This is a genomic window from Moorella naiadis (nom. illeg.) (assembly GCF_051020825.1).
Classification (GTDB): Bacteria; Bacillota; DSM-521; order Neomoorellales; family Neomoorellaceae; genus Neomoorella; species Neomoorella naiadis.
This window is the reverse complement of record NZ_JAXGFQ010000023.1, coordinates 14623-26934: the sequence shown is the minus strand read 5'-3', so window position 1 is coordinate 26934 and position 12312 is coordinate 14623. Positions and strand designations below refer to the sequence as shown.

Annotated in this window: 15 protein-coding genes and 1 tRNA gene; 12 read left to right on the top strand and 4 right to left on the bottom strand. The window is 55.5% G+C overall.

Annotation, left to right across the window (positions count from 1 at the left end):
• Nucleotides 1-4: 4 nt before the first annotated feature.
• From SDD30_RS13150 to SDD30_RS13140, 3 genes are read left to right on the top strand one after another with little or no spacing between them, the layout of a single operon-like run.
• Entirely contained in the window at nucleotides 5-460 is a 456-nt protein-coding gene (locus SDD30_RS13150) for a 4Fe-4S dicluster domain-containing protein (protein ID WP_434075383.1), read from the top strand.
• On the top strand, nucleotides 457-1689 hold the full coding sequence (locus tag SDD30_RS13145) for an NAD(P)/FAD-dependent oxidoreductase (protein WP_434075382.1): 1233 nt from the start codon (nucleotides 457-459) through the stop codon (nucleotides 1687-1689). The genes SDD30_RS13150 and SDD30_RS13145 overlap by 4 nt, the downstream gene beginning before the upstream one ends.
• Nucleotides 1690-1699: 10 nt before the next feature.
• Complete coding sequence (locus SDD30_RS13140) at nucleotides 1700-2437, top strand: GltB/FmdC/FwdC-like GXGXG domain-containing protein (RefSeq protein ID WP_434075381.1); 738 nt, start codon at nucleotides 1700-1702, stop codon at nucleotides 2435-2437.
• Nucleotides 2438-2538: 101 nt separating this feature from the next.
• On the opposite strand, the gene SDD30_RS13135 is transcribed toward SDD30_RS13140, so the two are convergent.
• Both SDD30_RS13135 and fprA read right to left on the bottom strand, forming a co-directional pair.
• The gene (locus SDD30_RS13135; RefSeq protein ID WP_434075380.1) at nucleotides 2539-3228 is read right to left on the bottom strand and encodes a flavin reductase; all 690 of its coding nucleotides are present in this window, start codon (nucleotides 3226-3228) and stop codon (nucleotides 2539-2541) included.
• Nucleotides 3229-3254: 26 nt separating this feature from the next.
• The gene (fprA, locus tag SDD30_RS13130; protein WP_434075379.1) at nucleotides 3255-4466 is read right to left on the bottom strand and encodes a nitric oxide reductase FrpA; all 1212 of its coding nucleotides are present in this window, start codon (nucleotides 4464-4466) and stop codon (nucleotides 3255-3257) included.
• Between the two features lie 204 nt (nucleotides 4467-4670).
• On the opposite strand from fprA, the gene SDD30_RS13125 reads away from it, so the two are divergent.
• A tRNA-Pro gene (locus SDD30_RS13125) sits at nucleotides 4671-4748 on the top strand.
• Nucleotides 4749-5103: 355 nt separating this feature from the next.
• Nucleotides 5104-6045 (top strand): phosphogluconate dehydrogenase (NAD(+)-dependent, decarboxylating), encoded by a 942-nt coding sequence (gnd, locus tag SDD30_RS13120; RefSeq protein WP_434075378.1) that lies wholly within the window; start codon nucleotides 5104-5106, stop codon nucleotides 6043-6045.
• A gap of 86 nt (nucleotides 6046-6131) precedes the next feature.
• On the opposite strand, the gene SDD30_RS13115 is transcribed toward gnd, so the two are convergent.
• On the bottom strand, nucleotides 6132-6425 hold the full coding sequence (locus tag SDD30_RS13115; protein WP_434075377.1) for a type II toxin-antitoxin system RelE family toxin: 294 nt from the start codon (nucleotides 6423-6425) through the stop codon (nucleotides 6132-6134).
• 13 nt (nucleotides 6426-6438) lie between these two features.
• Nucleotides 6439-6720: a hypothetical protein gene (locus tag SDD30_RS13110; protein WP_434075376.1), complete on the bottom strand. Its 282-nt coding sequence runs from the start codon at nucleotides 6718-6720 to the stop codon at nucleotides 6439-6441.
• 196 nt (nucleotides 6721-6916) lie between these two features.
• On the opposite strand from SDD30_RS13110, the gene speD reads away from it, so the two are divergent.
• The 7 genes from speD (at nucleotide 6917) to SDD30_RS13075 (ending at nucleotide 12252) form a co-directional block, all read left to right on the top strand.
• Nucleotides 6917-7294: an adenosylmethionine decarboxylase gene (gene speD / locus SDD30_RS13105; protein ID WP_434075375.1), complete on the top strand. Its 378-nt coding sequence runs from the start codon at nucleotides 6917-6919 to the stop codon at nucleotides 7292-7294.
• 425 nt (nucleotides 7295-7719) lie between these two features.
• Nucleotides 7720-8424 carry a polyprenyl synthetase family protein gene (locus tag SDD30_RS13100; RefSeq protein WP_434075374.1) on the top strand — a complete coding sequence of 235 codons (705 nt, stop codon included), beginning with the start codon at nucleotides 7720-7722 and terminating at the stop codon, nucleotides 8422-8424.
• Nucleotides 8421-9125, top strand: coding sequence for a bifunctional demethylmenaquinone methyltransferase/2-methoxy-6-polyprenyl-1,4-benzoquinol methylase UbiE (gene ubiE, locus SDD30_RS13095; RefSeq protein ID WP_434075373.1), 705 nt, complete (start codon nucleotides 8421-8423; stop codon nucleotides 9123-9125). The genes SDD30_RS13100 and ubiE overlap by 4 nt, the downstream gene beginning before the upstream one ends.
• Before the next feature lie 77 nt (nucleotides 9126-9202).
• Nucleotides 9203-9946: a twin-arginine translocase subunit TatC gene (gene tatC / locus SDD30_RS13090; protein ID WP_434075372.1), complete on the top strand. Its 744-nt coding sequence runs from the start codon at nucleotides 9203-9205 to the stop codon at nucleotides 9944-9946.
• Between the two features lie 47 nt (nucleotides 9947-9993).
• Nucleotides 9994-10218: a Sec-independent protein translocase subunit TatA/TatB gene (locus tag SDD30_RS13085; RefSeq protein ID WP_434075371.1), complete on the top strand. Its 225-nt coding sequence runs from the start codon at nucleotides 9994-9996 to the stop codon at nucleotides 10216-10218.
• Nucleotides 10219-10372: 154 nt separating this feature from the next.
• Nucleotides 10373-11593 carry a [FeFe] hydrogenase H-cluster maturation GTPase HydF gene (gene hydF, locus SDD30_RS13080; RefSeq protein ID WP_434075370.1) on the top strand — a complete coding sequence of 407 codons (1221 nt, stop codon included), beginning with the start codon at nucleotides 10373-10375 and terminating at the stop codon, nucleotides 11591-11593.
• Entirely contained in the window at nucleotides 11593-12252 is a 660-nt protein-coding gene (locus SDD30_RS13075; protein ID WP_434075369.1) for a YkgJ family cysteine cluster protein, read from the top strand. The genes hydF and SDD30_RS13075 overlap by 1 nt, the downstream gene beginning before the upstream one ends.
• Nucleotides 12253-12312 lie beyond the last annotated feature (60 nt).

Sequence of the window (12312 nt, the reverse complement as noted above, 5' to 3'; positions counted from 1 at the left end):
ACCTGTGAAGAAAGTCTATGCCCGGCCGGCCTACTGTATGAACTGCCACCTGTGCGAAGTCAACTGCATTGTCGCCCATTCCCGGAGCCACGATCTCTTCCGGGCTTATAAATGCGAAAATTTAAGGGATACCAACCGGGTGCTGGTGGAAGAGCGCCTGCCCCTCTCGGTGGCCGTCCAGTGCCGCCACTGCGACGACCCCGCCTGTGTTGCCGGTTGCATCGCCGGCGCCATGGTCAAAGACCCGGTTACCGGGATTGTCTACTGCCAGGAGGAGAAGTGTGTGGGCTGCTGGACGTGTATCGCCAGCTGTCCCTTCGGGGCCATCCGGCCCGGCGAGAAAAACGGCCGCTCGGTGCCCCTGAAGTGCGACCTCTGCCGGGAGGAAGACGAACCGGCCTGCGTGGCCGGCTGCCCCAACCGGGCCCTGGTTTGGGAAGAGAGGAGGGCAGGGGCATGAATTACGTCCTGATCGGCAATTCAGTAGCCGCCGTCAACGCCGTAGCCGGCATCCGGGAATACGACCGGGAAGGGAACGTCACCATCGTCTCGGCTGAAAACTACCCTGCCTACGGCCGACCCCTCATTTCCTACTGGCTGGAGGGACGGGTCCGGGATGAAGAGATGCCCTACCGGCCGGCGAGCTTTTATGACCGTTATAACGCCCGCGTTCTCCTGGGACGCCGGGCCATAAAAGTGGATCCCCAGGCTATGGAAGTATACCTTGATGACGGTACCAGCCTGCCCTACGACCGCCTGCTCATCGCTACCGGCGGCTGGCCCTTCGTACCGCCGATTAACGGTTTAACACCGGATAACTACTTTACTTTTATTAACTACGACGACGCCCGTCGCCTGGAGGCTGCCGCCCAGCCAGGACGGGAGGCAGTCATCCTGGGGGCCGGACCCACCGGCCTGAAGGCTATGGAGAGCCTGGTCCGGCGGGGTGTCCACGTCACCCTGGTAGAACTGGCGGATCGCATCTGGGCCCCGGCCCTGGACGCCGAGGCGGCAGCCCTGGTGGCCGGTTTCCTGGAAGCTAAAGGGATCAATATTTATTTGAATGATACCTTAACGAGCGTCGCTCAGGGGGATAACGATCGTCTTAGCCTATCCCTCCAATCCGGCCGCCGGCTGGCAGCCGACATCCTGGTGGTGGCCATCGGCGTCCGGCCCAACGTCGAACTGCTCCAGGACCTGCCCGGCGTAACCCTGAACCGCGGGGTGGTAGTAGGACCGGACTTGAACGTCGGCCTGCCTGGTGTTTATGCCGCCGGAGATGTGGTAGCCGGCAACCCGCCCCTATTGCCCCATGCCGCCCTCCAGGGGAAGATCGCCGGCCGTAATATGGCCGGAGCCCGGGAGACTTACCGGCCCCCGGCGCCTTATAACGCCCTGGGCTTCCTGGGGTTGCATCTTATCAGCCTGGGCAACAGCGCCGCCACCGGCGCTAGTTATGAAATCTTAAAAGAGGTAGATCCCGCCGCCTCAATCTACCGCAAACTGGTCCTCCAGGACAATCGCCTGGTAGGCGGGCTGCTAATCAACAAAATCGACCGGGCCGGCCTCTACCGCTACCTGATTGATGAAGGCATAGAGGTAACGCCCTTTAAAGAACAACTGCTACAGCCGGATTTCGGTTTGTTGAGCCTCCCCGAAACCCTCTGGCAGCAGCAGCTGTCCAAGTGAGGTGCAGGTTATGGAAATCTTGAATGCCAGGGGCCTGTCCTACCAGGACCTGAACGCTACTATCCGCTCCCTCCTGGATAGCGGCCAGCAGGAACTGGTTTTAAAGGACGTCAACGGCCAGCGCTATATCGGCGCCGGGGTCAAGGGCCGGGGACGCCTGGAGATCTTCGGCGTGCCGGGTAACAACCTGGCCGCCCTAATGGACGGTATGGAGATCGAGGTCTTCGGCAACGCCCAGGACGGCGTGGGCAATACCATGAATGACGGTACGGTGATTATCCACGGCAACGCCACCGATATTACCGGCTACTCCATGCGCGGTGGCCGCATCTTTATCCGTGGGAACGTCGGCTACCGGGTAGGTATCCATATGAAGGCCTTCCGGGAGAAGAACCCGCTGATTGTCATCGGCGGTAAAGCCGGGGATTTCTTTGGCGAGTATATGGCCGGCGGCACCCTGGTCCTCCTGGGCCTGGACCTGCAGCCCGGCGAGCCCCTGGTCGGCAATTTCGTGGCCACCGGCATGCACGGCGGTGAGATCTTCATCCGCGGCCAGGTGGATCCCTATTACCTGGGTAAAGAGGTCAAGGCCGTCAAGCCAACGGCTGCCGATCAACAACGCCTGCGGGAGATCGTCGGCGAGTTCGCCCGCTACTTCGACCTGGAGGCCGAAAAGATCCTGGCCCGCCCCTTCACCAAGCTGATCCCCTATAATAAGCGGCCCTATGGGACCATGTACGCTTATTAAAACTGATCCGGCATGATAAAAAGCCACCCACACAATTGAGGGTGGCTTTTCTGCTGCAACATATAAACGAATTGCAGCCACGGCTGTAATCCTGGGCCATCTTAGATTTTTTCAAAGGCGTCCTTACCCGCGCCGCAGATGGGGCAGGTCCAGTCGTCCGGTAAGTCGGCAAAGGATGTCACCGGGGCAATGCCATGTTCCGGGTCGCCCTGGGCCGGGTCGTAGATGTAGTTGCAGATGGAGCACTGGTATTTAGGAGCAGTAGGGGCCGGTTGGTCTTCAGCCCGGGCGGCGGTAAAGGTAGGGGCCGTTTTCGGCGTCGTACCGCGCTTGACCTGGTGGTAGTAGGCGTAGGTCATGGGTTCGCCCTGGAGGAGAACGGCGGCGTCCGTCAGGGTGCCGATAAAGATGCTGTGGCTACCGGCGTCAACAATTTGTTTGACCTGGGCTTCCAGGTAGGCCAGGGTATGGTCACTGAGGTAGGGCAGGCCGCCAGCAGTCAGCTTATAGTTTACCCCGGCGAACTTGTCTACCTCGCGGCCGGATTTGAAGCCGAACTGACCGATCAGGGAGAGGGAAGCCTCCTTACTCAAGACCGAGACGGCGAAGCTCCCTCCGTCCCGGATGAATTCATGGGTTAAATTCTGCTTGTTGAGGCTGACGGCAAGGGTCGGTGGCTCAGAAGTAATCTGGAAAACCGTATTGGCGATCTGGCCGTTTAACTGCTCGCCCTTTTTGGCGGTAATCACATACAGCCCGTAGGAGATAGTGTGCAGAGCCTTGGTGTCCATAAAAACCCTCCTTTGATTATCCTCGATTATCCTTTTATCCTTAGGGCCATTTCCTGGCCCAGTTCATAACAGCGTTGCAGGTCCTCAGCCCCGGGCACCCACTTCACTGTCGGGCCGGGCTCGGCCAAGAGTTCGATTTTAGCTGCCTTCAAACGTTCCTCCAGGATCTTCTGGGCGCCGCCGCCCCAGCCGTAGGCACCGAAGGCGAGTCCAATCTTATTCTTCGGCCTTAAGCCCACCAGTTCGTCCAGCAGGGGGGAAACCACCGGCAGGATGTCGTTATTGATGGTCGGCGAGCCTACCAGGACGGCGCGGGCATCAAGGATCTCCTTGATCACGTCGCTACGGTCGGATACGGAGAGCTTAAAGAGCTTGACCTCGCAGCCGCCGGCCACCAGGCCGTCCATAAGGGCGTGGGCCATCTTCTCCGTAGCCAGCCACATGGTATCATAGGCAATGACGGCTTTCGCGTCACCTTTGCCTTCAACCCAGCGGGCATAAGCCGCCACGATCCGGCCTGGATCCTTACGCCAGATAACACCGTGGCTAGGGGCAATGATTTTGATGTCCAGATTCATTTTCTGTATCTCTTCCAGCTTTTTACCGATCAGATTGTTGAAAGGCATAAGGATATTGGCGTAATACTTGGCCGCCTCGTCCATAATCAGGCCGACATCGATTTCATCATCGAAGCGGGTAGTAGTGGCGATATGTTGGCCGAAGGCATCGTTGGGTATGAGCAGGGACTCTTCGGGTATATAGGTAAACATGCTGTCCGGCCAGTGAAGCATGGGCGCTTCAATAAAGTTTAGGGAACGCTTGCCCAGGCTGATACTAGTGCCGGTTTTGACAATGGTATAATTAAAGTCCAGGTTGGGGTAGTGCGCCTTAAGACTTTCAAAGGCCCGCTGGGTACAAAGAACGTGCGCTCCCGGGCAGAGTTCCATAATGGCCGGGAAGGCGCCGGCGTGGTCGCTCTCCGTATGGTTGACCACCAGGTAATCGATTTGCACCGGGTCCTGGATTCGCTTCAGCCTGGCGATCAACTCTTCTTTAAAGGGTTCGTAGACGGTATCCACCAGAGCCGTCTTTTCATCAACAATAAAATAAGCGTTGTATGTAGTGCCCCGGTGGGTGGAAAAAGTCGGCCCGTGGAAGTAACGAATATTCCAGTCGATGGCCCCTACCCAGTAAACCCCATCGGTAATACTCACTGGCTGGTTAAAATCGGCGGCCATTAAAATCACTCCCTGGTTTAATTTTATAGGGTTGGATTTGTAACTCTGCACCTTACGGCTTGACTTTCGACACCATTTTACCCTGTCAAAGTTAGGAAATCAAGATGAAGAATAGCGCCCTTTTAGCAACTTACATCACTAAGCCACTTTCCCTTGACAATGCCTGCTGTCAGGTGCTATACTTTTTTTGCATGAAGAAAATAGCGGGGCGTAGCTCAGTTTGGCTAGAGCGCTACCTTGGGGTGGTAGAGGCCGCTGGTTCAAGTCCAGTCGCTCCGACCAGTTTTTACAGGACGTCTAAGAAGGCGTCCTTTTTCCAATACTCAGGTTCCCAGTTAAGGCCCCGGTCCAAGCGGGGCTTAAATTTTTCCTTTTTCAGACCGAAAGAAAAAGGGGCTCAGAAAGATCTGTAAATATCATCTGCCCGATCTATTACGGTAAAATGGGAATTACGCTAAAAGTACCAGTAGCGAACTTTGTCGGCGCCATCGAACCCCCGGGAAGCAAGCGCCGCCCAGGATGAAGTTAGCATCTGGTGGCGCTTATGAAGCATAATGCTTTATACCGGAGATAATAAGGTGCAAACAGATTTCTTGCCAAATCAAGAATAATTTCACATGCCAAGGGGAGATACATTTTGCAAATCGGTTTAATCGGTCTCGGTAGAATGGGCCTCAACCTGGCCCTGAATATGATGGATCACGGACACGAAGTGGTGGGTAACGCCCGCACCCGGGCTACAGTGGATAAAGCAGTCACCCAGGGGGTCAAAGGGGCTTACAGTTTGAAGGAACTGGTCGGAAAGCTCACGGTCCCACGCCTGGTATGGTTGATGATCCCGGCGGGGAAAGCCGTGGACGATGTTTTAGAACAGCTGGTACCCCTACTGGCACCCGGAGATAGCATCGTCGACGGGGGCAACTCCCATTACCAGGACACCCTGCGGCGTTATGAGTCCCTCAAGACCAGGGGCATCCGCTTTGCCGATTCCGGCACCAGCGGCGGCATCGAGGGAGCGCGCTACGGCGCCTGCTGCATGGTAGGGGCCGAGTATGAACTCTTTGCCTACCTGGAGCCTTTATTTAAGGACATTACCGTTCCCGGCGGCTACCTGCACACCGGCCCGACCGGCAGTGGTCATTACGTTAAAATGGTGCACAACGGCATCGAATACGGCATGATGCAGGCCATCGGCGAAGGGATGGAGGTCCTGGCTAAAGCGCCCTTCGAACTGGATCTAAGGGAAGTGGCCCGGGTCTGGCGCTACGGCTCCGTCATCCGCGGCTGGCTGATGGATTTGATGGAGAAGGCCCTGGCCAAAGATAACACCCTGGAGGGCATCAAGGACATCGCCTATTCCTCCGGTGAGGGCCTGTGGACGGTGGAGGAAGCCCTACGCCTTAAAGTACCGGCGCCGGTCATCACGGCCGCCCTGCTGATGCGCTACCGCTCCGAGCAGGAAGAGAGCTTCGCCACCAAAGTCGTGGCCGCCCTGCGCCACGAATTCGGCGGCCACGACATGGCTAAGAATAGAGAAGGACTGGATAAACGACTGGGCTTCCGGGGTAGGAAGATTTAACTGAATCAAGCTGCTAAATCGAGATAAGCCCGGATTTTTGTGGTTAGGCAACAAGCGACCTGTTTAGTATCAGGCCGCTTGTTAATTTACGGATGCTTTGTTATAGCCAGGATGGTTATTTCGCCTTTCCCCGGACCGTAGCACCAGAAGATCCGGTAAGCCGCCGGGGTGTTTTGTTCGGCATAAGCTTCAAAGACTTTTTCTCCCCGGGGTTCTTTTAAGCTGGTAAACTCATGGGTCTGCAGGCTTTGATGGCGGGGATTTTCAGCTAAGATAAAAAGGGCTTTTTTTACAGCTTTATACCTTTTGTTAAGCCTTTGATCATTTTTGAGCCTGTTTATTTGTTCCCGGGCTTGCTCGGTAAGATATATAGTAAACATACCCAGACTCCTGCTACAGTTCATTAAGATCCAGGGGGGATATCCTGCCTTCAGCGGCATCCTGCAGGCCTTTCATAACTTCTGCCAAAGACTCTTTGTTTTCATACAACCATACTTCACTGGCGGGGATTTCTACCACGGGTTGCAGTAAAACCTCCCCCCGGTCGTTTTTATATAAACGCACCCTTTTGTACCCTTTAAACAAATCGCCCAGGGTAACCCGGCTTCGTTCATCGATTTTCCTGGTATCAATTTCATAGAAGGTATCGTTGACGGCAAAGGTTTTGTTATCCATTATTATCACCTCGGAACCAATATAGCACGTTTCCCTAAATGGGTCAATGGGATACGAACAGGCTGAAGTAGGCAGACAAGCCCTCAACTTTATCCGACATTCACCGCGAATTTTAGTTGACATTAAGGGGTGAGGCGTTTACAATTGGATTTGATTGATGTCATGCTCCACTTTTATCCTGGAGGAGGAATGATAATTGCGCGCATTGGGCCGTCATGTTTTAGCTGAGGTTTATGGGTGCAGCTTCGAAATCCTGAACGACATTAAAAAAGTCGAGGAAATCATGGTCAAAGCTGCTTTAGAAGCAGGGGCCGAAATCCGCGAAGTCTGCTTCCATAAATTCAGCCCTCAGGGTGTCAGCGGCGTGGTGGTCATCTCCGAATCGCACCTGGCAATCCACACGTGGCCGGAGTTAGGGTATGCTGCCGTAGATGTTTTTACTTGCGGGGAAAGGGTTAATCCCTGGGATGCCTGCCGGTACTTAACCGAGCAGTTCCGGGCCGGCGAAGTCCACGCTACTGAGATTGAACGGGGCGTCATGGAAGCTCCTCGGGCGGCAGCGGTAAATCAGTAGGAGGGATATTTATTTTATTACCTACAACCGAAGATTTTTATGCGAGTAGGTACTGACAGGCCTTGCAGGGGAAAACTTGCAGGGCCTGTAGCATTTTTAGCCCCCGATCTAGCAGGAATAAACCTTTTCAGCTAGAATATCAAATAGGATGGAACAGCCCCCGGTGATGGCTGCTCTGGGGCCTGGGAGCCCAGGACAACACCGGCAAGCTGAATGTGACTGGGCCTCGAGTTTAACTGGTCCGGGCCTAAGTGATGAAACCTGGTAACCCAATACTCATGCCAGGCCATATAATTGAGTAGGGAAGGGCGAGAATGGACCAGCATCAGGCATTATAGATATCCATGCTATGAGAAACCGGCAATAGATAAAGGGTTTCCGGTTGACAAGAGTTCTTTGGCCTTCAGGGGAGGATTGTAATTTTGGTGGCCTTCTTAAGTTCATTACGCCCCGAGTTAGAGATTGTTCACCGGCGCCTGATTAAAGAAACCAATTTACGCCAGGGTATAGTTCCGGGATTTACCTTGCCGGCCTTGAACAAAATAGACAGCGAGCTTTTACCCGCCCTGGTGCTTTTAAGCTCCCACGGCCAGGGTTACTTTGGACCCCGGGCCCTGTCTCTAGCGGTTGTCCTGCAGCTTATTTTCCTGGCCTCCCTGATCCATAGCCATAAAGGAAAACAGAGTGTAGCCCTGCAAACCCTGATGGGCGATTATTTTTATACCCGTTTTTTTGATCTCCTCTGCCGCGACGGCAACCTGGAATTCTTGGAACCATTATCTCAGCTGATTTGCCACCTGCACCTGGAGTCCGCCCGGAAGCAAGAGAAAGTACTTGCCGGTACGGTCACCGTCGGTACGGGTGAGCCAGAGAAAACTATCGATCGGGCCAGCCTGGCCCGGACGGCAACGCGCCTGGGTAGCCAGCTCGGCAAAACCTCGCCCCAGGAAACCCGGTTATGGCAGGAAATCGGCCAGCTATGCGGTCACCTATGGAGTGGGAAACCAGTCACGCCGCCATCCTATCAGATCCTTGCCGGCTTACCGTCGGGACCGGCACGCGACGCCCTGGGAGAATTATTTTTATTCCTGACCGGCCGGCAACCGGCCAAAAAAGTGATGGCTCTATGACCAAAGAAGATTATGTGCGCGGGATATTCAATACCATTGCCCCCCGCTATGACCTGTTAAATACCCTCCTTAGCTTTAACTGCGACCGGGGCTGGCGGCGTTTCACCGTCGCCAGGACAGGCCTGGGCCCGGGCGACCAGGCCCTGGATGTCTGCTGCGGTACGGGCATGCTCACCCTGGAACTGGCCCGAAAAGTCGCTCCGGGTGGGCGGGTAGTAGGACTGGATTTTTCTCCGGTCATGCTGCAGGTGGCCCGGCAGCGCCTGGCTACTAGTCCCTATGGCCCCTCGGTAGAATTGATAGAGGGCAATGCCCTGGCGTTGCCCTTTGCCGATAATACCTTCGATTGTGCCACTATTGCCTTTGGCTTACGCAACCTGCCGGACGTTAAGGGCGGCCTGGCGGAGATGCAGCGCGTGGTCCGCCCTGGAGGTAGAGTGGTTTCCCTGGAGCTGGCTAAACCATCCTGGCCTTTTTTTAAACAGGTCTACTATCTTTATTTCGACCACCTGGTACCCCTCCTGGGCCGCCTGGGGATCGGCCGGGAAGGCCCTTACAGCTATTTACCCCGTTCCCTTAAGGGTTATCCTCATCAGGCTGAGATACTGCGGTATTTTCAGAACCTGGGCCTGGTTGAGGCCCGTTATGATGAACTGACAGGGGGTATCGTCGCCGTCCACGTGGGCATTAAAGCGGGGTAATGCCCGCAGGAATTAACATTGCTTTAATCTTTAGCCGGCGTTATAATGGGATTAGCTCCAGAAGGGAGGTGGCGGAAGTGGACGATAAATCCATGACCCTGACAGAACACCTGGAAGCCCTGCGCCGGGTGCTGTTAGTTTCCATTATAGCCCTGACCATAGCCACTATCGCCGTCTATTTCGGTTTCCGGGAGCAATTGCTGGCTTTAATCCTGCGGCCCATGAACGAACTGGGGATCAAGCCGGTCTTTATCACCCCCTGGGAAGCCTTCTTTACGACTATCAAGATCTGTATCGTTGCCGCTGTCTTTCTGGCCCTGCCGGTTATCCTCTGGGAAGTCTGGGGGTTCGTCCTGCCGGCCCTGCACAGCCACGAAAGGCGCCTGGTTTTTATGCTCATGCCGGCCTCGATAATATTATTTTTCGGCGGCATAGTATTTGGTTACCTGGTGGTTTTCCCGGCGGCCATCCGCTTCCTGCTGGTTACGGCCAGTGAGGGCTTTACACCCTTTATCACCATTTCCAAATACTTTAGTTTCTTAAGCCTGTTTGTACTGCCCTTTGGGGCCGTCTTTCAGCTGCCCCTGGTGATGATCCTCCTGACCTATCTAGGTCTGGTCACCCCTAGGTTCCTCGCTAAAAACCGTAAGTACGCCATTCTCATTATCTTTATTGTGGCGGCCATTGTGACGCCGACGCCGGACATGGTTTCCCAGACCTTAATGGCTTTGCCCATGGTGGTACTTTATGAAGCTAGCATCTGGCTCTCCTATCTGGTGCGGCGCAAGAAGGATGCGAAGGCCAGGGAAGAAGGTATTTAAATCTTGTCTAGAAAGGTGTACAATATCTTAAACAGGAGGTGAAGAAGATGTTTGGTTTAGGCGCTCCTGAGTTAATCCTGATTTTAGTGCTGGCTCTAATCATCTTTGGTCCCGGTAAACTACCGGAAGTGGGCCGGGCCCTGGGTAAGGGCATCAAAGAGTTTAAGAATGCCACCAATTCCGTTACGGATGAGATTAAAGAAGCCGCTAAAATCGATGATGGCGGCAATGCTGAGGTTAATAAAGAAAAAGCTACGAAACAGGCCAGTTAAGCGGGAGTTCAGGCTCCCGTTTTTTTCTGATCGGGAACTCTTTGCCTGCCTGATGCCGTGGTAGAGCTTTGCGCTCAGCCTTGCTCGACGGCGGGGGTGGCGAGATAGCTACGTTTATTCTGCGGACTTTCACCGGGAGGTGAGATTCTGTCTAATGGATACCACGCCGCGGGGCAACCGCCTGCACATTGCCATCTTCGGCCGCCGCAATGCCGGTAAATCCAGCCTGATCAACGCCCTGACCAACCAGGACCTGGCCGTAGTCTCCAGCGTACCCGGGACGACTACCGACCCGGTCCTTAAGTCCATGGAAATCCTGCCCCTGGGACCGGTAGTCCTCATTGATACAGCCGGGATTGACGACGTGGGTGAGCTGGGCACCTTGAGGATCAAAAAAACCCTGGAGGTCATGCGCCGTACCGACCTGGCCGTCCTGGTCCTGGACCCGGCCGTCGGGGTGGGATCCTACGAGCTGGAACTGTTGCAGCGGTTACGGGAGGAAAAACTCCCGGCAGTAATCGTATTGAATAAAATCGACCAGGGGGGACGGGAGCTCCTGGCCAGCCTGGAGCAGACCCTTGAGCAACGCATCCTGCCTGTGAGCGCCCTCACCCGCCAGGGCATCGAAGAATTAAAGGGCGAGTTGATTAAAGCGGCGCCCCACGACTTTGAAGAGCCCTATATTGTCGCCGACCTGGTCGGCCCGGGGGAAATGGCCGTCCTGGTAGTACCCATCGACCTGGCGGCGCCCAAGGGTCGCCTGATCCTGCCCCAGGTCCAGACCCTGCGGGACCTCCTGGATCACGACGCTATGGGCCTGGTGGTTAAAGAGCGGGAGCTGAAGCTGGCCCTGGCAAAAATTCCACCCCCAAAGATTGTCATCACCGATTCCCAGGCTTTTTTAAAAGTAGCTGCCGATACGCCTCCCGGCGTGCTCATGACTTCCTTTTCCATTCTCTTTGCCCGCTATAAAGGCGACCTGGTGGAACTGGTGCGGGGAGCCCGGGCGGTTAAAAACCTGCAGCCCGGGGATCGGGTCCTGATTGCCGAGGCCTGCACCCACCACCGCCAGGCCGATGACATCGGCAAGGTGCAAATCCCCCGCTGGCTGCGCCAGTATGTCGGCGGCGATTTGCAATTCAGCTGGTACTCCGGCAGCGGCTTCCCGGAAGACGTGGCCAGCAACAAGGTCATAATCCATTGCGGCGGCTGCATGATTAACCGACGAGAGATGCTCTACCGCATCCAGCTGGCGAAAGAAACTGGGGTTCCCATAGTCAACTACGGCGTCCTCCTGGCCTTCGTCCACGGCGTGTTGGAGCGTGCCCTGGAGCCCTTCCCCCTGGCCCGGATGGAGTGGCTGGAGGAAGAATAATGACTGTTAAAAACCCCGTCCAGGCCCACTACTGGCGGGTTAATGATCAATGTGGTTATGACCTCCACATTTTAAGCCCGGGGGCTACCGTAGCCGACTATATTTCGGCTATCGAAGGTCTCGAACCGGACCTCCTTTACAGACCCTATAATCCGGAGGGCAATTGCCTCGGTTGCGACCACTGCTGCGGCGGCCGCCTGCCCCTGACTATTATTGATCTCTGCGCATTGCAGCAAGGATTAAAGGAGCTTACCGGCCGGGACATCCCCTTACCAGCGGTCCTGCAAAGTTATTGTCAGGTGCAGGTGCAGGGCCGGGCGGTGGATATCACCCTGCGTACCGATGCCGAGGGCTACTGTATCCTGCTGGAACCCCAACAGCGCCGCTGCCGTATTTACCGCCACCGGCCCCTAATCTGCCGTACTTATTTCTGCAGCCCTCTCACCCGGCCGGCCCGGCTGCTGCGGGAACGAATCGTTAATGTGGGAGAGGACGAGCTGGTACGCTACTGGTTAACCAGCCAGGATGAGTTGCAGCCGGGCCTTCGCCCCTCCGACTGGCCGCCAACCCCCTTTGCTGGCAGCCGCAGTTATAAAGATGTCGCCCTTAAAGACCTCTGCCCGGCAGGACTCTGGCAAAAGCTCTATAAGCAGAGATAGAAAAAATTTTCTATAGCAGGAGGAAAAAACGAGTTCCCGCCGAATAACTAATCTATGCTC

Bases quoted from the DNA above. Each gene is read 5' to 3' on its own strand.
- SDD30_RS13145 (WP_434075382.1), top strand. From the start codon at position 457: ATGAATTACGTCCTGATCGGCAATTCAGTAGCCGCCGTCAACGCCGTA.
- SDD30_RS13140 (WP_434075381.1), top strand. From the start codon at position 1,700: ATGGAAATCTTGAATGCCAGGGGCCTGTCCTACCAGGACCTGAACGCT.
- SDD30_RS13135 (WP_434075380.1), bottom strand. From the start codon at position 3,228: ATGGACACCAAGGCTCTGCACACTATCTCCTACGGGCTGTATGTGATT.
- fprA (WP_434075379.1), bottom strand. From the start codon at position 4,466: ATGGCCGCCGATTTTAACCAGCCAGTGAGTATTACCGATGGGGTTTAC.
- SDD30_RS13115 (WP_434075377.1), bottom strand. From the start codon at position 6,425: ATGTTTACTATATATCTTACCGAGCAAGCCCGGGAACAAATAAACAGG.
- SDD30_RS13110 (WP_434075376.1), bottom strand. From the start codon at position 6,720: ATGGATAACAAAACCTTTGCCGTCAACGATACCTTCTATGAAATTGAT.
- ubiE (WP_434075373.1), top strand. From the start codon at position 8,421: ATGACCAAAGAAGATTATGTGCGCGGGATATTCAATACCATTGCCCCC.
- SDD30_RS13085 (WP_434075371.1), top strand. From the start codon at position 9,994: ATGTTTGGTTTAGGCGCTCCTGAGTTAATCCTGATTTTAGTGCTGGCT.
- hydF (WP_434075370.1), top strand. From the start codon at position 10,373: ATGGATACCACGCCGCGGGGCAACCGCCTGCACATTGCCATCTTCGGC.
- SDD30_RS13075 (WP_434075369.1), top strand. From the start codon at position 11,593: ATGACTGTTAAAAACCCCGTCCAGGCCCACTACTGGCGGGTTAATGAT.